Source organism: Anaerolineae bacterium, assembly GCA_016931895.1.
Classification (GTDB): Bacteria; Chloroflexota; Anaerolineae; order 4572-78; family J111; genus JAFGNV01.
Genome location: JAFGDY010000036.1, coordinates 34,286 through 58,271, shown reverse-complemented (window position 1 = coordinate 58,271; position 23,986 = coordinate 34,286). Strand labels below are relative to the sequence as shown.

At 53.8% G+C, this 23,986-nt stretch carries 22 protein-coding genes; 13 read left to right on the top strand and 9 right to left on the bottom strand.

Features of this window, described 5'->3' with window-relative positions:
* Positions 1–92: 92 nt before the first annotated feature.
* Genes lepA through JW953_03080 form a run of 3 tightly spaced genes read left to right on the top strand, consistent with a single transcriptional unit; the run spans position 93 to position 3,261 of the window.
* Positions 93–1,904 carry an elongation factor 4 gene (gene lepA, locus JW953_03090; GenBank protein MBN1991662.1) on the top strand — a complete coding sequence of 604 codons (1,812 nt, stop codon included), beginning with the start codon at positions 93–95 and terminating at the stop codon, positions 1,902–1,904.
* 1 nt (position 1,905) lies between these two features.
* Positions 1,906–2,079 (top strand): hypothetical protein, encoded by a 174-nt coding sequence (locus JW953_03085; GenBank protein MBN1991661.1) that lies wholly within the window; start codon positions 1,906–1,908, stop codon positions 2,077–2,079.
* An 18-nt stretch (positions 2,080–2,097) separates the two neighbouring features.
* Positions 2,098–3,261: a pyridoxal phosphate-dependent aminotransferase gene (locus tag JW953_03080; protein MBN1991660.1), complete on the top strand. Its 1,164-nt coding sequence runs from the start codon at positions 2,098–2,100 to the stop codon at positions 3,259–3,261.
* A gap of 67 nt (positions 3,262–3,328) precedes the next feature.
* Here the strand turns inward: JW953_03080 and JW953_03075 are convergent, their stop codons facing one another.
* On the bottom strand, positions 3,329–4,624 hold the full coding sequence (locus tag JW953_03075; protein MBN1991659.1) for a PD40 domain-containing protein: 1,296 nt from the start codon (positions 4,622–4,624) through the stop codon (positions 3,329–3,331).
* 244 nt (positions 4,625–4,868) lie between these two features.
* Here JW953_03075 and JW953_03070 point away from each other — a divergent pair, with 244 nt between their 5' ends.
* From JW953_03070 to JW953_03050, 5 genes are all read left to right on the top strand, one after another.
* A complete protein-coding gene (locus tag JW953_03070) occupies positions 4,869–6,047 on the top strand; it encodes a Gfo/Idh/MocA family oxidoreductase (GenBank protein MBN1991658.1) in 1,179 nt (392 codons plus the stop codon).
* Positions 6,048–6,059: 12 nt separating this feature from the next.
* A complete protein-coding gene (locus JW953_03065) occupies positions 6,060–6,887 on the top strand; it encodes a sugar phosphate isomerase/epimerase (protein MBN1991657.1) in 828 nt (275 codons plus the stop codon).
* Between the two features lie 140 nt (positions 6,888–7,027).
* Positions 7,028–7,945 (top strand): sugar phosphate isomerase/epimerase, encoded by a 918-nt coding sequence (locus JW953_03060; protein MBN1991656.1) that lies wholly within the window; start codon positions 7,028–7,030, stop codon positions 7,943–7,945.
* A 6-nt stretch (positions 7,946–7,951) separates the two neighbouring features.
* Positions 7,952–8,974 (top strand): Gfo/Idh/MocA family oxidoreductase, encoded by a 1,023-nt coding sequence (locus tag JW953_03055; protein MBN1991655.1) that lies wholly within the window; start codon positions 7,952–7,954, stop codon positions 8,972–8,974.
* A 126-nt stretch (positions 8,975–9,100) separates the two neighbouring features.
* A complete protein-coding gene (locus JW953_03050) occupies positions 9,101–10,165 on the top strand; it encodes a Gfo/Idh/MocA family oxidoreductase (protein MBN1991654.1) in 1,065 nt (354 codons plus the stop codon).
* On the opposite strand, the gene JW953_03045 is transcribed toward JW953_03050, so the two are convergent.
* The 3 genes from JW953_03045 to JW953_03035 are packed head-to-tail and all read right to left on the bottom strand — an operon-like array spanning position 10,162 to position 13,686.
* Positions 10,162–10,440: an acylphosphatase gene (locus tag JW953_03045; protein MBN1991653.1), complete on the bottom strand. Its 279-nt coding sequence runs from the start codon at positions 10,438–10,440 to the stop codon at positions 10,162–10,164. The two genes, JW953_03050 and JW953_03045, sit on opposite strands and share 4 nt — an antisense overlap.
* Positions 10,441–10,456: 16 nt before the next feature.
* Complete coding sequence (locus JW953_03040) at positions 10,457–11,203, bottom strand: prepilin peptidase (protein MBN1991652.1); 747 nt, start codon at positions 11,201–11,203, stop codon at positions 10,457–10,459.
* Positions 11,200–13,686, bottom strand: a complete 2,487-nt coding sequence (locus JW953_03035; GenBank protein ID MBN1991651.1) for a YfhO family protein — start codon at positions 13,684–13,686, stop codon at positions 11,200–11,202. Before JW953_03035 ends, JW953_03040 begins: the two co-directional genes overlap by 4 nt.
* Before the next feature lie 113 nt (positions 13,687–13,799).
* On the opposite strand from JW953_03035, the gene JW953_03030 reads away from it, so the two are divergent.
* The 3 genes from JW953_03030 (at position 13,800) to JW953_03020 (ending at position 17,401) form a co-directional block, all read left to right on the top strand.
* Positions 13,800–14,600 carry a hypothetical protein gene (locus JW953_03030; GenBank protein ID MBN1991650.1) on the top strand — a complete coding sequence of 267 codons (801 nt, stop codon included), beginning with the start codon at positions 13,800–13,802 and terminating at the stop codon, positions 14,598–14,600.
* A 332-nt stretch (positions 14,601–14,932) separates the two neighbouring features.
* Positions 14,933–15,883 (top strand): ABC transporter ATP-binding protein, encoded by a 951-nt coding sequence (locus tag JW953_03025; GenBank protein MBN1991649.1) that lies wholly within the window; start codon positions 14,933–14,935, stop codon positions 15,881–15,883.
* 18 nt (positions 15,884–15,901) lie between these two features.
* Entirely contained in the window at positions 15,902–17,401 is a 1,500-nt protein-coding gene (locus tag JW953_03020) for a stage II sporulation protein M (GenBank protein MBN1991648.1), read from the top strand.
* 17 nt (positions 17,402–17,418) lie between these two features.
* Here JW953_03020 and JW953_03015 read toward each other — a convergent pair whose 3' ends face one another.
* The 5 genes from JW953_03015 to sucC all read right to left on the bottom strand — a co-directional run bounded on the left by JW953_03015 (position 17,419) and on the right by sucC (position 21,823).
* Positions 17,419–17,922, bottom strand: coding sequence for an FHA domain-containing protein (locus JW953_03015; GenBank protein MBN1991647.1), 504 nt, complete (start codon positions 17,920–17,922; stop codon positions 17,419–17,421).
* A 100-nt stretch (positions 17,923–18,022) separates the two neighbouring features.
* The gene (locus tag JW953_03010) at positions 18,023–19,528 is read right to left on the bottom strand and encodes a CCA tRNA nucleotidyltransferase (GenBank protein MBN1991646.1); all 1,506 of its coding nucleotides are present in this window, start codon (positions 19,526–19,528) and stop codon (positions 18,023–18,025) included.
* A 43-nt stretch (positions 19,529–19,571) separates the two neighbouring features.
* A complete protein-coding gene (locus JW953_03005; protein MBN1991645.1) occupies positions 19,572–19,799 on the bottom strand; it encodes a hypothetical protein in 228 nt (75 codons plus the stop codon).
* An 11-nt stretch (positions 19,800–19,810) separates the two neighbouring features.
* Positions 19,811–20,677 carry a succinate--CoA ligase subunit alpha gene (gene sucD / locus JW953_03000; GenBank protein ID MBN1991644.1) on the bottom strand — a complete coding sequence of 289 codons (867 nt, stop codon included), beginning with the start codon at positions 20,675–20,677 and terminating at the stop codon, positions 19,811–19,813.
* A 9-nt stretch (positions 20,678–20,686) separates the two neighbouring features.
* Positions 20,687–21,823: an ADP-forming succinate--CoA ligase subunit beta gene (gene sucC, locus JW953_02995; protein ID MBN1991643.1), complete on the bottom strand. Its 1,137-nt coding sequence runs from the start codon at positions 21,821–21,823 to the stop codon at positions 20,687–20,689.
* Between the two features lie 361 nt (positions 21,824–22,184).
* Between sucC and JW953_02990 the strand changes: the two genes are divergently transcribed.
* Entirely contained in the window at positions 22,185–22,541 is a 357-nt protein-coding gene (locus JW953_02990) for a hypothetical protein (protein ID MBN1991642.1), read from the top strand.
* A gap of 237 nt (positions 22,542–22,778) precedes the next feature.
* A complete protein-coding gene (locus tag JW953_02985; GenBank protein ID MBN1991641.1) occupies positions 22,779–23,870 on the top strand; it encodes a hypothetical protein in 1,092 nt (363 codons plus the stop codon).
* The last annotated feature ends 116 nt before the right edge of the window (positions 23,871–23,986 follow it).

The window sequence follows — 23,986 nt, the reverse complement described above, 5'->3', positions numbered from 1 at the left end:
CGTGTCATCGTTATCTGATTGTCTCCTGCCATAAAGGTATGGTTTGATGCTCAGGATGTCAAATGTTAAAAGTGTTAGTCAATGAGGAGTTTATGGACCAAGCACACATTCGCAACTTCTGTATCATTGCCCACATTGACCACGGCAAAAGCACCCTGGCTGACCGCCTGTTGCAAGCCACCGGCACCATCTCTGATCGGGAAATGCAGGAGCAGGTGTTGGACGGCATGGAGTTGGAGCGCGAAAAAGGCGTGACCATCAAAGCCTCGGCCGTGCGGATGCAGTATACCGCGGGGGATGGTCAAACTTACCAATTGAATTTGATTGACACGCCCGGCCACGTGGATTTTACCTACGAGGTCAGCCGGGCGCTGGCTGCCTGCGAGGGGGCCATTCTGGTGGTTGACGCCACCCAGGGCATCGAGGCTCAAACCCTGGCCAATCTTTACCTGGCCCTGGATTACAAATTAGAAATTATTCCGGTACTCAACAAAATTGACCTGGCTTCGGCCCGGCCCGACGAAGTAGCTCAGGAAATTGAGGATTTGCTGGGCATTGACGCGCTGGATGTGCTGGCCGTCAGCGCCAAAACAGGGGAGGGGGTGAGCGAATTGCTGGAACGGTTGGTGGCGCGGGTCCCGCCGCCCAAAGGCAAACCCGACGCGCCCCTGCGCGCCCTGATTTTTGACAGCCACTACGACGCCTACAAGGGCGTGATTGCCTACGTGCGGGTGGTGGACGGTCAGCTAAAAAAAAGCGATGCTCTATATTTTTTGGCCAGCGGCCGCACCCCGGAGCCGTTGGAAATTGGCATTTTTCGGCCCGGCATGCAGCCTATTGGCCAACTCTGCGCCGGGGAAGTGGGCTACATTGCCACCGGCTTAAAAACCATCCGCAACGTGCGGGTGGGCGATACTATCACCCTGGCCCTGCCAGAGGGGGAGCCACAGGTGACCCCTTTGCCCGGCTACAAGCCCATCAAACCCATGGTTTTTGCCGGGTTCTATCCCACCGAGGCCGAGGACTACAACGAACTGAGAGACGCCCTGGAAAAATTACAACTCAACGATGCCTCCCTGGTGTATGAACCGGAAACCAGCCAGGCCCTGAACTTTGGCTTCCGGGTGGGATTCCTGGGATTGTTTCACATGGAAATTATCCAGGAGCGTCTGGAACGGGAGTATGATCTGGATTTGCTGGCCACCGCGCCCAGCGTGGCCTACCAGGTGGTGAAAACCAGCGGCGACACCCTTATCATTGACAACCCGGCCGACCTGCCCGACCCTAACCTGATTGAGCGCATTGCCGAGCCGTGGATGCGCCTGAGTGTATTTACCCCCGCCGACTACATTGGCCCGGTAATGGAGATCACCACCCGGCGGCGCGGCGAGTTTTTGCAGATGGAATACCTGGACGAGACGCGGGTGCTGATGGAATACAAACTGCCGCTGTCGGAGATGATTGTGGATTATTACGACCAACTGAAAAGCGTAACGCGAGGGTATGCCTCGCTGGATTATCGGTTTGACGATTACCGGCCGGGCGATCTGGTGAAACTGGACGTGCTGGTCAACGGCGAGCCGGTGGATGCCCTGGGCATTATTGTGCATCGCAACCAGGCTTACCAGCGCGGCCAGAAGTTGGTCAGCAAACTCAAAGCGGTCATTCCCCGCCAGCAGTTTGAGGTGCCCATTCAGGCGGCGTTGGGCAAAAAGGTTATTAGCCGGGCTACCGTTAAGGCGTTGCGCAAGGATGTGCTGGCCAAGTGCTATGGCGGCGACATCACGCGCAAGCGCAAACTTTTGGAAAAACAGAAAAAGGGCAAAAAACGGATGAAAATGATCGGCAGCGTGGAGATTCCCCAGGAGGCGTTTATGAGCGTGTTGCGGTTAGGGGAGGAGTAGCATGAATTACGAATTTATTGCTCTTTCCCAGAAAACCGGCGACGGTTCAGTTTACCCGGCCGGTCACGCCATGCGCTGGCAGCCGGGCGAAAAATTGAAACTCCAGTTGCTTGTTTCCCAGGCGGCCATCGAGCGCGACTTTTATTGGCGTTTTAACAGATTTTTAATAAGATGATGGTACAGGAGACACATGATGCAACTGGCGCAACGAATGAACCGGCTCGGTTCGGAAACAGCCTTTGAGGTGCTGGCCCGGGCCAAAGCCCTGGAGGCTCAAGGGCAAGACATCATCCACCTGGAAATCGGGGAGCCGGATTTTGACACGTCCCCCCACATTATTGAGGCCGCGGTGCAGGCTCTGCATCAGGGTCAAACTCACTATACCCCCGCCGCCGGAATTCCCGCTCTGCGTGAGGCCATCGCCGACTATGTCAGTCGCAGCCGCCACGTTAAGGTCCAACCCGCGCAGGTGGTGGTTACGCCGGGAGCCAAACCGATCATGTTTTTTGCCATCCTGGCCCTGCTGGGGCCTGGCGACGAGGCGATTTATCCCAATCCGGGTTTTCCCATCTACGAATCAATGATAAATTTTGTGGGAGCCAGGCCGGTGGCTTTGCCCTTGCGTGAGGAAAAGGATTTTCGTTTTGATGCGGATGAGTTTTGCAGCCTGATTACCGACCGGACCCGGCTCATTATCATCAACTCGCCCCAAAACCCCACCGGCGGCGTTCTCATCCAACAAGATTTAGACGTTATTGCCGAAGTTGCCTGCGAGCGCGACATCATGGTCCTCAGCGACGAGGTCTATAACCAAATTCTCTACACCGGCCAACACTTTAGCCTCATTTCTATGCCCCAGATGCAAGCTCGTACCATTCTGCTGGATGGTTTTTCTAAAACTTACGCCATGACCGGCTGGCGGTTGGGGTATGGCGTGATGCCAATAGAATTGGCCGAGCAGATCACTAAATTGATGGTCAACTCCAATTCATGCACCGCTGCTTTTACCCAATACGCCGGTATGGCCGCCTTGCAAGGCCCTCAAAACAATGTAACCAAAATGGTCGCCGCCTTTCAACAACGGCGTCAGGTGATTGTTGACGGCCTAAACCAAATCCCCGGTTTTCGTTGCCCTGAACCGGCCGGGGCTTTTTACGCTTTCCCCAACGTCCAGGGCGTGGGGATGCCCTCTAAACCCCTGGCCAACTATCTTTTGGAAACGGCCGGGGTGGCTGTTCTGGATGGAGACTGTTTTGGCAGCTACGGCCAGGGCTACCTGCGTTTCAGTTATGCCAATTCAATTGAGAATATTCAGCGGGCGTTGGCGCGGATTGAGCGGGCGGTTAAGGAACTCTAGCCAAAAACCGGGCGGCGCACCTGAATTTGTTTTGGAAAGTTGTCCTATCGCATCTATCGTCATTTTTTCATCTTGACCACGAAATCTGCTCGTCCAACCAATTCCGCACGCCGTAGGGTTCAGCGGCTTTGGGCAAGGCGTAAAAACCGCCGTCGTAAGTAAAAACAAGGCGGTCATCCGTGCCCTCGCGGTTGACAATTCTCAAGCTCCAGTTCACCCCATCATAAGCTACGTAGGCAATCCACTCGCCGTCAGGCGACCAGCTTGGCAGGCCCTCCACCCCAGGATCGTGGGTCAATTGCCGCCGCCCCGTGCCGGCGGGATTAATCAGGTAAAGGTCCCAATTCCCATTGGCCGGACTCTGGTAAACAATCTCAGCGGCCACCGGCGACCAGTCGGGATGGGCCGCTTCGGCCTCCTCAAGCAGAGGGCCAAGCATATTGTTCCCGGTGTCCCATGATTTTACCGACCAGGCCAGGGCCAGCCATAACCCGCAACGATTGCCGGTCAGGTCGCAGCCCCGGTAAACAAACCGCTCGTTATCGGGCGCCCAGGCGGGCTGCTGGCCGGCAATCCGCAGTTCTTCCTCGTTGCTGCCGTCGGCGTTGATCAGAAAAAGGCGGGTGACGCCGTCGCCGTTGCGTCCGCTGTCAAAAAGAAGCCGCTCTCCGTCCGGTGACCAATCGGGATGGGCGTCTTCCCAAAAACCGCCCAGGCCCATAAACTCTGTGCCGTCAAGCGTGGTCACACCTAAAGAGCGGACGGGATGGGCCGGGGCGCAGTGAAGATAGGGGCTGTCCGGGTCGGCCGGTTCTCCCCACCCTCTAAAAGCCAGGCGTAAACCGTCCGGTGAGAGGGCCGGTTCGCTGATGTTGTTGAGGGACATAATCCGGCGGATGGCCTGGCATTGCGTTGGGCTTTGCAGGCAGTCGGCTACGCTGACAATATTCACCTCGTAGGTGCAGCGGGTAGGGCTGTTGTTCCAAAAGCTAAAAGCAATATGTCCCGTAGGCGCGCCGGTTTTAGACGGAGCAGGTGAAGAGGGAGTAGAGGCGTTCAGTGTGGTTATAGTCGTTGAAACATCCGGTATCCAGACTTTTTGGCCGGGATGGAGCAGGTCGGGATTCTCAATGGGGGTGAAAGAAGGATCGGCGGCCGCCCGGCTTGCCGTGGCCTCAATAATCAGCGGATAAGCGTTGCCGTCCCCCAAATACTTCTCGGCCAATTTCCACAGGGTATCGTTGAGTTGAATAATGTAGACCTGCCCCCCATTTTGCGCCTGGCCTAAGCCGGGGAGGGTTAGAAAAATAATCAACAGGATCATGGCCCACCAGCCTCTTTGGACCAAGTAGATTTTGTTCATTGTTTAAACTCCTCAATTCTAGCCTACCCTATTACCATACCGCTCCTGCCTTGAATGTCAAAATTATGCCTCAATAATCACTTCCTGAAGCCGGATTTTTACTGTAACCCGGCGGGTTCATTTTGCCTTGCGGCCCAATCTGGGTTACTATCCTCATCATCAACCGACTCTACGCCTTGTTTTGAGCGCAGGCGAAGGAACGGACGCAAGGCCGCCCATGGAATTTGGCCAAGGAGACGATTTGATGCGTGAAAAAGTTAAAATAGCCGTTATTGGCATGGGCAATATGGGTTGCCCGCACGCCAGGGACGTTAATGATTTGCCTAACACCGAGTTGGTCGCTGTTTGCGATATTGACCGGGCTAGAGCCGACATGGCGGCGGCTCAATATGGGGTGAAAGCTTATTACGATTACCGGGATTTGCGGACCGGCGCGGATTTGGACGCCATCCTGATTGCCACGCCTCATTATGACCACACCCCCATCAGCATTGCCGCTTTGACTCAGGGAACGCACGTGTTGGTAGAAAAGCCAATTGCCGCGCATGCTAAAGATGCCCGTAAAATGATTGCCGCCTACGAGTTGGCCAAAGAAAAATATCCCGGCCTGGTCTTTTCGGCTATGTTTATGCAACGCACCTATGGCCATTACCTGAAAATCAAAGACTTGATTGACAGCGGCGAGTTGGGCCAGTTGGTGCGGGCCACCTGGATCATCACCGATTGGTTCAGGCCGCAAGTTTATTACGATAGCGGCGGCTGGCGGGCTACCTGGGCCGGGGAAGGCGGCGGGGTGCTGCTCAATCAATGCCCGCATAATCTTGATCTCTACCAGTGGTTTGTGGGCATGCCCCGGCGCGTCACCGGCTTTGCCGCCATTGGCAAATATCATCACATTGAGGTGGAAGATGAAGTGACCGCCTATTTTGAGTATGATCATGGGCCGGTCGGCCACTTTATCACCACCACCGCCGAATCCCCGGGCACAAATCGGTTGGAGCTGGTGGGCGAGAACGGAAAACTGATCTTTGAAAACGGCAAACTTACGTTTTACCGCAATCGCCAATCCACGTTCAAATTTATTCGGGAAGCCACAGGCAGCTTTGACAAGGTTGAAAATTGGGTAATGGACGTGCCCTTTAAACACCACGGCCAGCCGGGACATAGCCTCATCATTGAAAATTTTGCCAACGCCATTTTGCACGGCGAGACGTTGATTGCTCCCGCCGCGGAGGGCCTCAATTCAGTAATGTTGGGTAATGCCATCATGCTTTCTTCTTTTCTAAAGAAAACGGTGGACATCCCCTTTGATGAGGACGCTTACGAAGAAAAATTGCAGGCCCTCATCCGGCGCTCCAAATTCCAAAAAACTGCGCCAACAATAGAAACCACCAATGCCGATATGAGCAGATCGTTCCATTAAAAGGAGCAGAAAATGAAAATCAGTATGATGACTCTGGGCTGTCCCCAGTGGGATTTAGACACAATTTGCGCCAAAGGGCGGGAATATGGTTTTGACGGGGTTGACTTCCGCGGCCTGTTGGCCGAAATTGACGTGACCAAACTGCCGGAGTTTACCACGGGCGTTGTAAACACCAAACAAAAACTTACCGACGCCGGTTTGGAGGTTAGCGGGATTAGTTCCAGCATCCAGGTTTGCGACCCGGGAAAATTGCCGGACAATATTGAGGAAGCCAAGCGGACCATCCCTGTGGCGCACAATTTGGGCGCTAAAAATATCAGGATATTTGGCGGCGGCGATTTAAATAAAATGGAACGGCCAGAGTTGGCCCGGATTGGCCGGGATTGTATAGCCCAAATCCTGGCCCTGGCCGGCGCCCAGGATTTACACTGGCTCTTTGAAACCCACGACAATTGGATCCGGTCGCAGGATTGCCGCTTATTACTAGACAGTATTTACAACCCGGCCTTTGGCGCATTGTGGGATATGGGCCATACGGCCCGCGTGGGCGGCGAGTTACCGGCGGAAACTTATGCCGCCATTGGCCCGCGGATAGGGTACGTTCACGTTAAGGATGCCGTGTACCAGCCCAACCACGCGCAGGCAATGCCAGACGGCTGGCGTTACGTTTTGCCGGGCCAGGGCCAACTGCCTCTGGCCGAAGCCATTAATTTGCTCAAGCAAAATGGCTATGAGGGTTGGTTGCTGTTTGAGCACGAAAAACGCTGGCATCCTGATTTGCCGGAACCGGAAGTTGTTTTTCCGGCGTTTGTGCAGTGGGTGAGGCCGTTGCTTGGTTGAGATGCGCCAGGCGTTTAAAAGGAGTTATCACGATCCCCCGGCTTCATCACCGGCGACGAAAGGCCCTCACCCCGTCGCTGGCGCGACTCCCCTCTCCCATTGGGAGAGAGGGCGGGGGCTACTTATAAAAGGAGCAAAATATGTATTATTCTGGTTTTGCCGACGAGTCCGGAGCCTCAATTGATCTTCAAATCAAGGCCACCCAGGCCCTGGGCTGGTCAAATATTGAGTCAAGAAACATTGACGGCGAAAATCTCACCGACATCTCAGACGAGAAATTTGCAGAGGTATGCGCCAAACTGGCGGCGGCGAAGGTCAACATTAACTGTTTTGGCAGCGCCATTGCCAATTGGAGCAAAGACCCGCGTTGCGAGGAGGATTTTCAATACAGTGTGACTGCCCTCAAACGGGCGATTCCCCGCATGTGCCAACTGGGCACAAAGATGCTCCGGGGAATGAGCTTTGCCGTGACCAGAGATGAAGAGCCGGACAGCCCGGCCCTGGAAAAGATTATTTTTGAGAAGGTGAAGTATCTGGTTAAACTGTGTGAGGAGGCGGGGGTTATCTATGTGCATGAAAACTGTATGAATTATGGGGGGTTGTCGCACGAGCACACCCTCAAGCTTTTGGATAACGTCAACTCGCCCAACTTTAAACTGGTCTTTGATACGGGCAACCCGGTTTTTACTTATCGCCGAATTGGCTCCAAACCTTACCGCAAACAAAGCTCCTGGGAGTTTTACACAAATGTAAAAGAATTTGTCCATTACGTTCATATCAAAGATGCCAGATACATCGGGGAGACGGATGGCATTTTCCCTGCGGCGGAACATACCTTTCCCGGTGAAGGAGATGGCGATGTGGAAAGAATTGTTAAAGATTTGCTGAAGCGCGGGTATGACGGCGGTTTTTCCATCGAGCCGCATCTGGCGGTTGTTTATCACAACGACGCGGTTCAGTCGGAAGATGAAGTTAAATACGGCAATTACTTGGAGTATGGCCGCCGGTTCATGAAACTGGTGGAAAAAGTACGGGCCAAGCTGGCCCAGGAAGGATAAAGTTCTATGACCACCCCTCCCCTCATTCGTTTTGGCGTAATTGGCATTAATCATGGCCACATTTATGGCCAGGTAAATTTGCTGCTGCGCGCGGGCGCCCAGTTTGAGTCTTTTTACGCCCCAGAGCCGGACCTGCTGGCCGAGTTTGCGCCCAAGTATCCCCAGGCCAGGCTGGCGGGCAGCCCGGAGGAGATTTTGGAGGATGAGCGCCTCCAACTTATTGTTACAGCGGGTATTCCCAATGAACGAGCGCCGCTGGGCATAAAGGCCATGCAGTATGGCAAGGATTTTATGAGCGATAAACCTGGCTTCACTACCCTGGCCCAATTGGCCGAGGCTCGCCGCGTGCAGGCCGAAACCGGCCGTATTTATTCCATCTGTTACAGTGAGCGTTTTGAAGTGGGGGCCGCGGTCAAGGCTGGCGAACTGGTTCAGGCTGGGGCCATTGGCCGGGTTGTGCAAACGGTAGGGCTGGGACCGCATCGGGCCAGGTTGTCCACCCGTCCTGCCTGGTTCTTCCGCCGCGCCCAATACGGCGGTATCATCACCGACATCGCTTCCCACCAGTTGGACCAATTTCTCTTTTTCACCGGCTCCACTGAGGCCGAGGTGGTTTCGGCGCAGGTGGCCAACTACAAGTACCCGCAATATCCAGAATTGGAAGATTTTGGCGAGGTCCTGGTGCGGGGCAACGGCGGCACGGGTTACGTGCGGGTGGATTGGTATACGCCGGATGGCTTGGATACCTGGGGCGATGGTCGCCTGACCATTCTGGGCACTGAAGGCTATTTGGAATTGCGCAAATATTGCGATATTGCCGGTCGGCCCGGCGGCAACCATCTTTTCCTGGTTGACCAAAAGGGGACGCATTATTTTGACTGCAACGAGGTTCATCTGCCTTACGGCCCGCAATTGGTCAACGATATTATCAACCGCACCGAAACTGCAATGTCACAGGCGCACTGTTTTTTGGCTGCGGAACTGGCCTTAAAAGCTCAAGCGCAGGCCATCCGCTTGGGTCATCTGTAGCGCAAATCTTAATTCAACCAACAAATAATTGACCAACGACCAAGGACCAACTTTTTAATTTATTTTCGGACGTTCACCAAAGACCGCGATCCATGTTGGTCGTTCGTCCGCCTATGAGGTTTAGAGATGAGTGATAAATTGAGAGTGGGGGTGGCCGGCTGTGGTGTTGGCCAGCATCATATCCATGCTTTTCAAAGTTTGCCGGAGCAATTTGAGGTGGCGGCCGTCTGTGACCTTGATGAAGCCAAAGTCCGTGATCTGGCGGAGAAGTATAAAATTTCACGAGTGGCGCCGGATTTTGCCGCCTTGTGCGCCATGGCCGAGGTGGACGTGATTGACATTTGCACCCCATCCTATCTTCATGTTGCCCAAACCCGGCAAGCTCTGGCAGCCGGCAAACACGTTATCTGTGAAAAACCTATTGCCGGTTCGCTCAAGGAAATGGACGACCTCATTCAGGCTGAAGCCCAAGCCGGCAAACGAGTTATGCCCATTTTTCAATACCGCTTTGGCCACGGCGCGCAGAAGCTTAAGTTTTTGGTGGAGCAAGGTATGGCGGGACGGGCCTACCTGGCCACGGTAGAAACAGCCTGGCGGCGGCGGTCGGAATATTACGCAGTGCCCTGGCGCGGTAAATGGGCCACAGAGTTGGGTGGCGCCCTGGTTACGCTGGCCGTGCATGCCCACGACGTGCTTTATTACATTCTTGGCTCGGCCAAAAGTGTGTTTGCCCGCACGGCCACGCTGGTCAATCCCGTTGAAACCGAGGATTCCGCCGCTATCTCTTTGGAGATGGCTAATGGTTCCTTGGCCTCCCTGGCGGTGACGACCGGCTCGGCGGCAGAAATTAGCCGGCATCGGTTTTGTTTTAGCAATCTGACCGCCGAAAGCAACACCGCTCCCTATGCCAACACTGCCGATCCCTGGACCTTTACCGGCGACTCGCCGGAACTGACGCAACAAATCCACGAAACACTGGCCTGTTTTCAACCGCTGCCCGAAGGATTTGGGGGACAGTTCTATCGTTTCTACCAGGCTTTAGGGCAGAATACCAAACTCCCGGTTACGCTGGTTGAGGCCCGCGCCTCGGTGGAATTGATTACGGCTATTTATCACTCTGCCCAAACCGGACAAGTGGTTGAATTACCCCTTGGTAACGACCATCCCAAGTATAGGGGCTGGAGAGCTTAACGCACGTTAAAGCCAGAGTAACGTTCACTGGGTTCATCGTAGCGGTAGAAGATGCTTCTGATCTGGCTGCTCTGGGGTTCCTCCTGACACCAGGCTAACATGGTTTCAACATTAGCCTCGTCGCCTTGCACTTCTATTTCAATGCGCCCGTCTGAGAGGGTCCGCACAAAGCCGGCCAGGCCCAATTTTTTGGCCTGTTGTTGCGTATTGTAGCGGAAATTTAGGGCCTGGAGCCGGCCCTCGATCAAAATGCGGGCGCGTACCTGTTTTGTCATTAACGCATCTTCTCCCTTACCAAAAATAATATTGCCATATTTCATCGCCCCAAACCAGCATGATCCAGCCGGTGATGGTTAAAAAAGGCCCGTAGGGAATATACGTTTTTAGTCCCACGCGGCGGGTGATTAGCAATAAAAAGGCCACAAAACCGCCCAGGAAAACGCCAAAACCCAGGCTTAAGATAATGTAGGGCAAACCCAAAATCAGGCCCAAAAACGTAGAAAGGGTGACATCCCCGCCGCCCAGGCCGCCCCGCGAAACAAGCGCCGCCAGGTAGCTGATAATAAACCCGCTCACGCCGCCCGCCAGGGCCGCCGGCCAGGCCAGCCCCGGCGTAAAAAAAGCAGCCGCCCCGGCAAACAGGATGGCGGGCAATATGACCACGTTAAAGATCAGCCGGTGTTCCAGGTCGGTAATGGTCACCAGAATGAGAATAGTGGTGTAAAGCGTGACAAGCAGCAGATTGAACGAACAGTCATATCTTTGCAGCAGAAAGGCAAAAACAAGCGCCGTGCCCAGTTCAATGATCAGAGAGCGGATAAGGTAGGGATGGCGCTGCCGGCATGTTTGGCACGTGTGTTGTTTGGTGATAAGGGCCGTCAGGGCGCTCCATCCCCGGTAAGGGCGGAATGAGCCGCAAATGGGGCAGGTTGGCCGCTGAAGGATGGTTTGGCGCTTGGGTAAAATATCGGCGGCATGATTGACGGCCACCCCCACCAGCCAGCCGAGCAGAGCGTAGAGAAAGGTTGAGATAATCAAGAGAAATTTCCTTTTTGAGATAAAGGCCGCTGAGAAACCGGCCAGAGTTTAGCCACAATAATTACTACCATAACCAGGGTCGAGCTGCTTATGCCCAACCCTACCGCAAAACTGAGCGGCCGGTATTTGAACACGATCTCGTGTTTTCCGGCGCCAACGGCTACGGCGCGAAAGGCCAGGTTGGCCAGCCAAATTGGGGCGGGGCGATCATCAACCGTAGCGACCCAACCGGGATAAAACGTATCGGTTAACACGACAAATCCGGCGGCGGGCGCGTCAACTGAAAGTGAGATCTGAGTTGCACCCTGTTCGTTGACCCTAACCGGCCCAACTTTGGTTAAAGAAAAGCCCTGTTTGTCAATCCGCAAGTTGGATTTGGTATCCATGATAATCACTTCGCGGCGAGGGTCAAAATTAGGGGCAGTGAGTTGATGCAATACATCCACCTCGGTTTTAGCTTGATAAATCCGGCCCACAAAATAGGCGCGGGGCAGCGGATCGGGCACCCGCTGTATCACCATCGTTTCATTTTGATAAATCACCGGCCACGTGTTTTGGACAGAATCATCAATAAAATGGCCCACGTTCATCAAGGCCAATAACCGGGCGCGTTGTGCTGGATCGGCATTTTGGGCCAGGTTGACCAATTGTTGCCAGCGGCCAACCACCAGGGGGTCGTCGTTGTTGGCCGAGGGCAGATGGGCGTAAACGCCCAAATTTGGAACTAACGATTCTTTGAAATTTTGCCAGTAGCCCAGCTCAAGGGGGCCAAAAGTGTTGAAACGAAAGTAGTGATTGTATTTTAGGGAGTGATCAAATTGGTCGTCAACCAAAAAGCGGTTGGGGCCTGGCCGGTTGTCAAGAAAATTAGCATTAGTGATAGGCCGGGTATAAATTTCGGGCGGCAAGGTATGGATGAGGGGAAAGGCAAACCAGAGTAAATCGAACGCCACAAAAAGCAGAGCCAGCCCCGACCAGAGTATTTCTTGGCGCGACGTGACAGTCTTTGAGGGAGGACGGTTCAACAGGATGATGATGGAGACGGCCAATAGCACTCCCAACAAAAGGGTGGCGTTCAAAAAGGTAAACTCCCGGCCTGAGAGAAATATCCGGCCTATGAGACCGGCGGCGCTAAGGCCCAAACAGGCCAGCAGCAGCCGTCGCCAGTGTCGCCGGCTTTGGGGGGAGAGGGTAAAAGATTGCGCCCCCACCCCCGCCAGAACCGACCCGGCCAGGGTATACCAAATTAACAGCCGGGCGGGTGCTTGAAAATAGGCAAAGCCGGGCACGTGGTCAAATACCCACAAGTAGATGGGTGTATTCCAGCCCATGGCCAGAATCAGGCTGGCCAGAATGAGCATGGCAAAAAAAGGTACGATCTGTTGGCAGGGCGGGCGTTGGGGAGGGGCCGGTTGGGGACGTTGTTGGAAAATGGTTTTAAAGTAATGCCAAATTGCCGCCAGGGCCAGCACTAGGGGCAAGACTCCCAGGTAGGCGTGGTCTTCCCAATAATTGGCATAGCCCCAGTAATTGTTCTGGGCCGGATGGCCAAAAAAATTGGGGGCCAGCAGCGTGATCAGTCGCCAGGGCCAAAAGGAATAAGTCAGGGCAAAAGCCGTCGCTGCTCCGCTGCTACGCGGCGATTGGAGCATAAATTCGGCGGCGGGCAGAAGTTGCCCCGCCGCCAGCAAAAGAGACAGGCCAACGGCCAGGCCAAATTGCCAGCAGCCCTGGATTACGGCCCACCAGCGTGGTCTGTGTTTTGGGTTTGGTTGGCCTGTCGCCCCGTGGTTTGGCGATGCTGCTGCCTGCCAACTCCTAAAGATAAGATAAGCGCCTAACAGCCACAAGCCATAAAACCAAAGCTGGGCGTGACCGGCCAGAAATTGGACTGCCAGCGCCAGGCCCAACCATAAAATAGTGCTGTTGGCACGCCGAGTAACCATTCGCTCGCTCAAAAGCAGCAGCAGGGGCAACCAGGCCGCCGCATTGACCATGGTCACAAACTGGACCCGCCCAATCAAATAGCCGCTGCCCAGATAGGTCAAGCCGGATAAGGTGGCGGCAAAAGGTGACAGGCCCACCTGCCGGGTGTAGAGATACATCCACCAGCCGGCCAGAATCAGGTGTAAAATCACGGAGAAGGTCAAGCCGTGTTCCACCGGCATCAGCCAATACAAGAGGTTAAGCGGATAAAAAAAAGCGCTTTGCAGATTGGCCAACAGGGGGGTGCCGTTCCCCAACAGCGGATTCCAAAGCGGCCATTCGCCCGCCAGCACGCTTGTTTTGACCAACTGATGCCAGGGCCAAAACTGGAATAGCGGCGTGCCCCAAAAAAGAACTTCTTTTTTGAACACCCAGCGCCAGAAGAGCAGGAACGGCAAAATAATGATGAGACTCCCAAACAAATTATGAATTTCAAGAGAAGGCAAAAAATTTTTGATTCTGCTTGAAATTTGGGGCGCGTCTTCTGGCTGGGGCATGATTGACAAACTACCTTGTCCGATTTAGAATGACCGGGTTGAATAATTATATGCAAAAAGCTGTTTCTTGCCTAACCCGAACCGGAATAAGCCTTTTGCCTTAAGGTCCTATCATGCCTGTATACGAAAGAATTAGCGCCGTTGTTAGTTTGACCTTGATTGGCCTGGCGCTTTATTTTGTGCTTGAATTTCCCGCGCGCCTGACCACGCTAACCCTTTTTGCCACGCCGCTGGCGCTGAATTCCTCGCGGCAGTGGTTGATGGCTATTTTACTGGCAGGGATGGTGATGGCCGGGACCGACACGATCATTCGCGCGCATCCGGCCCTTCCTGACCGGCGTTTGAGTTATCTGGCTCCCTTTTGGGTGTTGCCGGGTTTGCTGGTGATTTTGGCTACCCAAACCCTGGGCCTGGCCCCCAATCCCCTGGGTTGGGGCGTCGGTTTGGCGGGGGTGGGCTTACTGCTCTGGCTGACCGTTATGGCCGAGTTTCGGCAAGTGGGGTCTGCTGAAAAGGGGTCTCGCTGGGCTTACCTGTGGCAAAAACTGATGGGGTATGGTTTGGCGCTGGCCTTCTTTCTCATTATTTATCAAAGCCGGGCGCGCAGCGCCTTGAGCGCCACCGGGATGTTGTTAGTGGGAGGCATGCTGGCCTTGTCGCTTCTGCGGCAGCCCGGCGCTCTCTCTAAAACGTGGTTATTTGCCGCCGTCATTGGCCTGATCCTGGCCCAACTCACCTGGGCCTTGAATTATTGGCGGGCCAGCACCTTGAGCGTGGGCTTGTTCCTACTTTTAATTTTTTATGTTTTGACCGGCCTGGCCCAACAACAGCTTGGGGGCAAATTCTCCCGGCGGACCATAGCGGAGTTTGGCCTGGTGTCGGTGGCGGCCCTGTTAGTGATTTTTAGCCTGTAATTTGTTATTGCTTTTGGGTGCTGTTTTAACTGTGCTGCTTCAACCGAAAAAAGCAGCAGTTCATTGTCCCCATTCGCCGGCCCCGAATTGTTAAACCCCGCTTGTCATTGCGCTTCCTCGTCCAAAAGCGTCAAGCTTTGGTCAGGCTTAGGTCGAACAGATTCAGAAGGGATGTGTTACACTCACACTTGATGGCCCTGCGTTTTGCGGTCTGTTGCCTTATCTCCATCAGCCAAGAACGCAATACTATTGACAACCCTTTCCCTTCAAGCTACACTAGAGAAAGATAGGCTAAGATAACCATACTACCAGCCACCTGCGAGGTAAACCTGATGATAGAAGCCGTTAATCTGACCAAAACGTTTGGCGATTTTGTTGCGGTGAGCAATGTTTCGCTGAATGTGGCGGAGGGGGAAGTGTTGGCCCTGCTGGGGCCAAATGGGGCCGGTAAAACAACCACGGTGCGCATCCTGGGTTCCATTCTCAAACCCACCGGCGGCTATGCCCGCATTGCCGGTTATGATACGGTGAAAGAGGCTAAAGCCGTGCGCCGGGTGATTGGTTTGTTGACGGAATTTCCCGGCCTTTATCTGCGCATGACGGGACTGGATTACTTGCGTTTTTTTGGTGAATTGCAGGGTATGCCGGCGGACATGATCCGGCAGCGCAGCGAAGAACTTTTGCGGCGTTTTGAGTTGTGGAACGCGCACGACAAGCAGGTCGGCAAATATTCCAAAGGTATGAAGCAAAAGCTGACCCTGGTGCGGGCTATGCTGCACGACCCGCGGGTGCTGTTTTTAGACGAACCAACCTCGGCCATGGACCCCCAAAGCGCCAAACTGGTGCGCGACTCAATTGCCGGCCTGCGCCAGGGCAAGCGAACCATTGTTATCTGCACCCACAATTTGGCCGAGGCCGAACAATTGGCCGACCGCATTGCCATTATCCGCCAGGGGCAAATCATTGCCCAGGGCGCGCCGCAAGAACTAAGGCAGCGCCTGCTGGGAGATCCCCTGATGGAAATTCGCCTGGCCGGTTCCTTGAACGGTTTGGTGGACCAACTGGCCGATAGAGTGAACGTAGTGGCGGCCGGTCAGGATTGGGTCAGATACACCGTGCCCGACCCGGCTGAATTCAACCCCCGCCTTTTGGCTGAACTGGCCCAACAACATATCCCCGTGGTCACGCTCAGTGAAGTGCCGCGTGGGTTGGAAGAAATTTATTTGCGTATTGTTGAAACCGGCCAGGTGGTTGAAACAATTGAACCACTGCCGTGTTTTTGAGTTTATTGTAGGAAATAAATGATGACTGCATATCCCATCCCCCGCCTGGAACGCAACGGTTTGCAAACCGCCCTGGTTATTACCCGCCGGGAAATACGCGACAATCTGCGCGACTGGCGGATCGTGTCTCCCATTATTATCTTAACCCTTCTCTTTCCCTTTTTAATGGACTTCACCTCCCGGTGGGCCACCAACTGGGTTTCGCAATTCACCGACCCCATCCTGGTTGAACGGATCAATCCTTTTTTGTTGATGGTTGTTGGCTTTTTCCCCATCTCCTTTTCGCTGATCATTGCCCTTGAGTCCTTTGTGGGCGAAAAAGAGCGCAATAGCATTGAACCTATTTTGTCAATGCCGGTCAGCGATTTGGAGCTTTACCTGGGTAAAATGCTGTCCTCGTTACTGTTGCCCCTGTTGGCCAGCTACCTGGGCATTAGCGTTTTTCTGGTGATGCGTTTGACCACCACGCCCGCCTGGATCCCGTCCCTCAATTTGGTTGTTTTGATGTTTTTGCTCACCACTGTCGAAGCCCTGGTGATGGTTTCGGGCGCGGTGGTTGTTTCCAGCCAAACCACCAGCGTCCGGGCCGCCAATCTCCTGGCCAGCTTCATCATCATCCCGATGGCTTTGTTGATCCAGGTGGAAAGTGTGGTTATGTTTTATGCCGAATACACCGCGCTGTGGTGGTTTGTGGCCGGTCTGGTGGTGGTCAATCTGTTGTTGGTGCGTATGGGGATTCGCATTTTTAATCGAGAGGAAATTTTATCCAAAGAACTGGATGAATTGAGCTTTAAAAAAACCTGGCGAGATTTTTGGGGTTACTTTTTGCGCCCGCCGGAATTGGCGGCCAGGCGTTCTGACCACCAGGTGGCCAGGTTTAATCCATTCCGTTTCTATAGCCACGATATTCCGGTGCTGCTCAAACAGCAGGCATTGCCTTTTGCGGTGGTGTGTATGACCGGTGTCGCAGCCGTGATCTTGGGCGTGTTTCTGGCGCAACAATACCCTATCCCCTCCCAGGCTTTCCCCCTACACGATATTTCGGCGGATACGTTTGCCAAAATTGAAAAGATGCGGCTCTTGCCCAAAATTAATACCTCTTTTATATTTTTCAACAATTTGCGGGTGATGGTTTTGGCCGTGGTGGTCAGTGCCTTTTCCTTTGGGGCGCTGGCCTTGCTGTTGACCCTCATCAACGTGGGTTTGGTCAGTTTTGTTATCAGCGAGATTGTGATGCTGGGCTACAATCCCTGGCTCTTTGTCACGGTTTTTATTTTACCGCACGGTATTTTGGAGATCCCGGCTGTTTTGATCGGCTTCACTTTTTCCCTCCGTATTGGAGCAGCCCTGATCTCGCCGCCCGAAGGGCTGGACGTGGGGCAGGGTTTTATCCTGACCCTGGCCAACTTTGTCAAAGTGCTTGTTTTTTTGGTAATACCCATGCTCTTGTTGGCCGCTTACATTGAGGCCAACATTACCCCCCAAATTGTGCTGGCCGTTTACGCCGACGGCGGATAGAAAATTCTCAGGTTGGTTCACAACCACGGCAGCAGGTCGGTGATCTTAATTACCCCTAAAAAGTCGGCCACCACCAGCAGAAGCAAAATGATGAAAATAACGGCCAACGTGCCGCCCGCCAGCGTGGCAAACCAAATCCGGCCGCTGATAGGGGCGTTGTTATCCTCGGCCATCTCCTCCTCGGAAAAAACCTCCTCCTGTTCTATTTCCACCGCCCACCCTTCATCCACAAACCTCATTTTTATACGGCCCACGGTAATCAAATCGTTATGTTGCAAGCGGTAAGGTCCTTCAATGTTTTTGTTGTTGACAAAAGTGCCGCCCGGCCCGCCCAGGTCTTGTAAAATCCAGTGGTCGTTGCGCAGCTCCAAGCTGGCGTGGGCCGAATCTATTTCCGGCGCGTCCAGGACCAGGTGATTATCCGGCCCCGAACCGACGAGGATTCTATCAATAGAAAGCTCAAAATCTTCAAAAACCGTTTCTGCGCCGTCTATTTCTTCATAAATCACGAGCTTAGCCACAGTTGATGTTCCCTTCAGTACTTGGTCCACAGATGTAGGCAACCAAACGTGATCGTGGGTGGACATAAATATATTGCTTTTGTTCCGTGGAACGGTTGGACTACTTCTTATCCTGCAAAAAATCGGGCAGCGTTTTGATAAAGGCCAATGCTTCGGTTTTGCTTTGCACCTGGCCGGTGGCCTGCGCCTCTCTGAGTTGGTTCAGCAGCAGACCAATGAGCCGCCCTTCGGTCAAACCAAATTCATTGATTAAATCGCGTCCGTTGAGCAAAGGCGGCGGGTCAACCACCTGCTCGTATTGTTCAAAATAGGCCGTGATCAGTTCATTGGCCACAAGCAGCAGGGTCTGGGCCTCAGCTTGACCCTGGCCAGGAGGGTAAGTCGCCTGGTGGTCGGCCAGAGCGTGAAGGACCACTGCCGGGCCGGCCTGGTCGCCCCCCCCGGCCGTATCTCTAAAAAAACGGTAAACCGTCCGCCGACGGATGGCCTGGCCCTCTTGCGCCAACCATAAAGGGCGCATGTGATGCGCCACCACCTTTTCCACAAAACCGATGGCCTGTCCACTAAAATGAAGCCGGTTCATAATCTGGCGCGTCATTTTAGCACTTTCCCCTTCATGACCCAAAAAGCTGATTTTAGGATATTTCGCTTCAACTTTTTGAACCCGCGTGGCCGGTTTGCCGGTGTCGTGCAACAAGAGGGCCAGGGGCAGCAAATTTTGCCGGGTCACGTTCCCGGCCAGGGGTTCATTCAAGTATTCTTTAATTTTGGTTGGCAGGTCAAGCGCCAGGCCGGGAAAATTGGCCCGGCTGAGATGAACCCAGGCTGCCAAAGCGGCCGTGGTATGGTCAAACACGTCCAGGTGATGCGGTGGGGTTTGACTAACGCCGCTCATTGCCGCCACCTCCGGCAAAATGTGCGGCAGCAAGTCCAACCGGCGCAACTCCTGAACGGCTTGGTCGGGGGCCGGGGTGTTGAGCAATTTGAATAACTCGTCGCGCTGTCGTTCCGGGGAGATGGCGACCAAACCGGGCGCGGCCCGGCGTAGAAGTTGCTGCGTTTTGGCCTCAATGGCAAAACCAAATTCGGCGGCCTGGCGAACGGCACGCAGCACGCGCGCCGGGTCGTGCTTAAAAGCGTTGGCCGAAACGGCCTGAATTTGACCCATTTCCAGAGCGCGCCGGCCTTGCCAGGGGTCAATCAGTTGAGGTGGGCCGATCAGGCTCAAGGCCATAGCGTTGATGGTAAAATCGCGGTCGGCCAGATCATCCACCAGCGTTGGGCCGCGAAAGGCGGCAAAATCCAGGTATCTTTTTTCAGGGCCATATCTCCCCGGCGTTTCGTAAACTACCCGGCCCGTTCCCCGTTCCGGGTCCAGGGGGTAAAAGGCGGCGTGCAGGGCATTAGCCACCTGGCGGGCTATCCTCAGCCCATCGGCAGGCACGGCAAAATCAAGATCAAAAATAGATTCGCGCCCTAACAGAAGATCACGAACCGCTCCGCCTACCAGATAGATTTCCAGTTGGCGGGCCTGGGCAAATTCAGCAGTTTTTTGTAAAAGAGGGTGGTTATTAAGCCACCCTGCGGTTAACGGTTTGAGGTTCATTTGCAATATACAGCGGGTCGCAAGGTAAAAATTTGCTACCCTGCTACTTTGTTAGCTTATCCCGGTTTGTTGAGGTTTCCTTTCTCAACTTCTCCGGCGGCATTGACAAAAAAAGTTGGGGCTTGTCTTTGGGGCGGGTTTGTCTGGCCGCGCGATGGGCTTGTTGGGCGGTCAAGCCAACGCCAACCACCCGCCCGCGCACAACGGCTATCCAGCGGTTGGGATAGAGGGTGGAATTAATATTTTTGGCTAAGTCTTGGTCTTTCATCATTGACGAACCGGCTACATCAATTTAGCGACAATGTCCGCCACTTCCTCTGGCAGTTCAGCCACTTTTACGCCAACGGCGGCAAAGGCTTTGATTTTTTCCTCGGCAGTGCCTTCGCCGCCTTCGATAATGGCTCCGGCGTGCCCCATGCGTTTGCCCGGCGGGGCGGTGCGGCCGGCAATAAAGGCCGTTACCGGCTTGTTCATCTGTTCGGTAATAAAGTGGGCGGCTTTTTGTTCGTCCGTGCCGCCGATTTCACCAATGAGCACCACCTGGTCGGTCAGGGGGTCGCCTTCAAACAGTCTTAAAATGTCAATAAAAGTGCTGCCAATAATGGGGTCGCCGCCAATGCCTACGGCGGTGCTCTGGCCGATCCCTTTGTCCGTCAGGGCTTGCACCACTTCGTAGGTCAGCGTTCCGCTGCGGGAGACAAGGCCCACGCTGCCCGGCTGGTGAATATGAGCCGGCATAATCCCTACTTTGGCCTGGTCAGGGGTAATTACGCCGGGACAATTGGGGCCAATCAAGCGCGTTCCTTTGCCCTTGAGAAAACTTTGCACCTTAATCATGTCCAGCACCGGAATGCCTTCGGTAATGCAGACGATCAAGGCTATCTCGGCATCGGCGGCTTCCATAATGGCGTCTGCGGCAAAACGAGCCGGCACATAGATAATACTGGTGTTGGCGTCGGTGGCGTTGATGGCCTCTTTGACCGTGTCAAAGACGGGAATACCGTGTATCCAGTCGCCGCCTTTGCCCGGCGTAACCCCGGCCACTACATTAGTACCATAAGTCTTCATCTGTTCCGTGTGAAAAGCGCCCTCGCGCCCGGTAATGCCCTGCACCAGTAAGCGGGTATCTTGGCCAACTAAAATGCTCATTTTTTCCTCCTATGCTCCCTGGGCCAGGGCCACTGCTTTTTGCGCCGCCTCGCCCAGGGTGGAGGCGCTGGGGAAATTGGCCTGGGCCAATATTTGGCGTCCCTCTTCTTCATTGGTGCCTACCAGGCGGGCTACCATAGGCACATCAGTTTGCACCTCGTTGAGGGCGGCCAGAATACCATGCGCCACTTCGTCGCAGCGGGTAATGCCGCCAAAGATATTGAACAAAACCGCTTTCACCCTGGCGTCGCTGAGGATGATGCGCAAGGCGACGGCTACTTTGTCGGCTTTGGCCCCGCCGCCGATGTCAAGGAAGTTGGCCGGTTCGCCGCCGCAGCGTTTGATAATATCCATAGTAGCCATGGCCAGCCCGGCGCCGTTGACCATACAGCCAATTTCACCATCAAGCTTAACGTAGCTCAAGCCGGCTTGCCGTGCTTCTCTTTCCGCCGGCGTTTCTTCCTGGCTGTCTCTTAATTCGGCCAGGTGAGGATGGCGGAAGAGGGCGTTGTCGTCAAGTACAATTTTGCCGTCAACGCCCAGCAATTTTTCTTCCTCGGTCACCACCAGCGGATTGATTTCGGCCAGGCTGGCATCTGAATGGATGAAGGCCCGGTAGAGGCCCTTGATGATTTGCACAAATTGATTGATAAAGGCGCGTCGCAAACCCAGGTTAAAAGCCAGATCGCGGGCCTGATAATTCAGCAGGCCAATTTGCGGGTCTACCGGCAGACGGATAATGGCCTCCGGCTTGTTTTTGGCCACTTCTTCAATTTCTATTCCCCCCTCGGCGGAAGCAATAATCACCGGTTTTTGCCGGGCGCGGTCAATCACAATGCCCAGGTAAAATTCTTGTTTGATGTTGGCAGCCCGGTCAACCAGCACCGTATCCACGGTTAGCCCCTTAATGGACATGCCCAGGATTTGTTCGGCCAACTTTTCGGCCTCATCTGGATTTTGGGCCAGTTTTATGCCGCCGGCCTTGCCCCGGCCTCCCACCAATACCTGGCTTTTGATCACCACCGGCGCGCCGATTTGTTTGGCTATTTGACGCACTTCAGCCGGAGAGGTGGCTGTCTCTCCTTCGGGGATGGGGACACCATAATCTGAGAAAATTCGTTTGGATTGGTATTCGTGCAGCTTCACATGCAACCTCCTTGTTTGGGGTGAAGATGTTGCGGCTGTGATGCAAAGGGTCTTTTTGTGAATTAATTTTCCTGTTTGAGCAGGGGAATTGCTGAGCGGATTATACCACATTTTTAATGGCGCACCTATTTGGGGCGGCCAACGTATTTTTTAGCCCTTGGGCGAATGTTAATGAATAGTGGTACCGAATCGCTATTGTTAAAGAGGTTGAATCGTGTTATGCTTTGTTTGTTAATAAATCTGGCAGAAATTACCGTATTCACCTCAAGAAAAAATTTCTGCCTTGTTCTTTACCAACTCAATTCAATGGTTTAATGCAATGAGCCACTTTTTGACTCTGCCCGGCCGGTTTGGCCTGGGTATGGCAAACCTGTTTGTTAAATCAAATTTGTTGTTGCCAGAATATTCTGGACAAGATTATTTTTTGCTCGGTCTTTCTCAAAAATGTCTGGCAATGTTGGCTCGTAAAGCCATTAAGTTGGGTTGGTTTTGTCCTCACCGGGCGGCTTCCTCTGCCGCTGCTATCAAGCAACACACCTTGTTCAGTCAAGAGAATATTTTTGGGTCAGAATCTGTTGGTCAGATTCTGGTTCAAGTTTGGTCATTCCGGGCTTGCTTGCTGCTGCGCCTGACAACTTATTTTTACTATTTGTTGAACGCAAGCGTAAGCGCAGCCTTTTTTGTTTTTTTCTCCTATCCCCAACGACGTGCGTTTTGAGCCATTTCTATTTGGGGTAGGAGTATAGTTCTTTAACAGTTGAAAATATGCTTCGACAGGCGGATTAATCCGCCGGGGTCCGGTGGTCTAAAGACTTTTAGGGTTTCATAAACCTAAAGGTCTGGCTGGTAAAGGTTAACCAGCACCCCGGTTGTTGCGTAGCCTTGTTAACAACCCCCCCGAGGGGGAGTGAAAATATATTTTAATAAATCCTATGTGTAGAAGGAGAAAAAAATCATGATACTCAGACGCAACATTTTCCATCGAGTCTTGACCTTACCGCTGCTTCTGGCTCTGCTCCTGGCTTTGGGTAGTTTGGTCTGGATTCAAGCATCGGTTAGCCCTGCGGCTGCCCAGGAACCAGCGGCGGAGGATAACGGCATGTCGGTGCAAATTGTCCCTGTCGAAGATGATTTTTCTACTGCCGCAATCGGCAGCACGCCCGTATTTTATGTTGGCGACACCTTTAGAGTTTCTATTGTAGCCGAAAATGTTGAAGACCCCGGTATTTTTGGCGGCCAATTTGAAATTGGTTATGAAGTTGAATACCTGCAAGCCGTAGAGGGTAGTCTTACGCCCGGTTCAGCAATGGAGCCGGTGATTGTGGCGGTAGATGAGATTGATGCATCGGCGGGTATGGTCGAATACGCAGCCAGTCGCAAGGGGGATGTTGAGAATTTGTTGGGCAATGTGGTGCTGGCCACCCTCACCTTTGAAGCCGTGGGGCCTACCGAACCACCCGAAGGCGCAACAACGGTTATTCACTTGCAGAGCGCCAAGTTGGGAGCCAAAGGCGGCATTGAAGTGCCTGTGGCCGGTCTGGTTGACCTGGAAGTGATCATCCGTGAGCATGGCGGCAACGGCGAGGGCGACATGGCCGGCGACGTGATGGTTGAGGGCCGCGCCGCAAATAATCAGGCCGGTCATACCGTGACCGCTTATGGCAATGTGGGTGGCTCTCTGGAAACTACTACCGACAGCGCGGGTCATTTTTTAATTGAAGATGCCCCGGCCGGCACCTACGATGTCGTCGCTAACAGCGCCGGTTTCCTGGCGGCTACGTGCGCAGACGTGGTCCATTCCGCCGACGCCCTGACTCTCCTGGCCGATGTAACCCTGTTGGCCGGTGATATTGACGATAGCGGTGAAATTGACATTGTGGACGCCACGGCCATTGGCCTGGTTTTTGGCAGCACCGCCTCCGGCGAAGTGGCCGACCTGAACGTTGACGGGGTGGTGGATATTTTGGACTTGATTTTGATGGCGGCCAACTTTGGCCAAACCTCTGCCGACAATCCGTGGCTTTGCGAACTTGTTGGCGAATTATAAACGGCATGGAGCATCACGCAATAGATGTAAAACAGGAGTGTGGAATTCATTCCACACTCCTCAATTCTTTCGTTAGACGGCAATTTACGATGCCGGCAAAAAAAATCTGGGAGGTA

Coding starts and splice junctions, on each gene's coding strand:
- lepA (MBN1991662.1), top strand. CDS start 93: ATGGACCAAGCACACATTCGCAACTTCTGTATCATTGCCCACATTGAC.
- JW953_03085 (MBN1991661.1), top strand. CDS start 1,906: ATGAATTACGAATTTATTGCTCTTTCCCAGAAAACCGGCGACGGTTCA.
- JW953_03080 (MBN1991660.1), top strand. CDS start 2,098: ATGCAACTGGCGCAACGAATGAACCGGCTCGGTTCGGAAACAGCCTTT.
- JW953_03075 (MBN1991659.1), bottom strand. CDS start 4,624: ATGAACAAAATCTACTTGGTCCAAAGAGGCTGGTGGGCCATGATCCTG.
- JW953_03070 (MBN1991658.1), top strand. CDS start 4,869: ATGCGTGAAAAAGTTAAAATAGCCGTTATTGGCATGGGCAATATGGGT.
- JW953_03065 (MBN1991657.1), top strand. CDS start 6,060: ATGAAAATCAGTATGATGACTCTGGGCTGTCCCCAGTGGGATTTAGAC.
- JW953_03060 (MBN1991656.1), top strand. CDS start 7,028: ATGTATTATTCTGGTTTTGCCGACGAGTCCGGAGCCTCAATTGATCTT.
- JW953_03055 (MBN1991655.1), top strand. CDS start 7,952: ATGACCACCCCTCCCCTCATTCGTTTTGGCGTAATTGGCATTAATCAT.
- JW953_03050 (MBN1991654.1), top strand. CDS start 9,101: ATGAGTGATAAATTGAGAGTGGGGGTGGCCGGCTGTGGTGTTGGCCAG.
- JW953_03045 (MBN1991653.1), bottom strand. CDS start 10,440: ATGACAAAACAGGTACGCGCCCGCATTTTGATCGAGGGCCGGCTCCAG.
- JW953_03035 (MBN1991651.1), bottom strand. CDS start 13,686: ATGCCCCAGCCAGAAGACGCGCCCCAAATTTCAAGCAGAATCAAAAAT.
- JW953_03030 (MBN1991650.1), top strand. CDS start 13,800: ATGCCTGTATACGAAAGAATTAGCGCCGTTGTTAGTTTGACCTTGATT.
- JW953_03025 (MBN1991649.1), top strand. CDS start 14,933: ATGATAGAAGCCGTTAATCTGACCAAAACGTTTGGCGATTTTGTTGCG.
- JW953_03020 (MBN1991648.1), top strand. CDS start 15,902: ATGATGACTGCATATCCCATCCCCCGCCTGGAACGCAACGGTTTGCAA.
- JW953_03010 (MBN1991646.1), bottom strand. CDS start 19,528: ATGAACCTCAAACCGTTAACCGCAGGGTGGCTTAATAACCACCCTCTT.
- JW953_03005 (MBN1991645.1), bottom strand. CDS start 19,799: ATGATGAAAGACCAAGACTTAGCCAAAAATATTAATTCCACCCTCTAT.
- sucD (MBN1991644.1), bottom strand. CDS start 20,677: ATGAGCATTTTAGTTGGCCAAGATACCCGCTTACTGGTGCAGGGCATT.
- JW953_02990 (MBN1991642.1), top strand. CDS start 22,185: ATGGCAAACCTGTTTGTTAAATCAAATTTGTTGTTGCCAGAATATTCT.
- JW953_02985 (MBN1991641.1), top strand. CDS start 22,779: ATGATACTCAGACGCAACATTTTCCATCGAGTCTTGACCTTACCGCTG.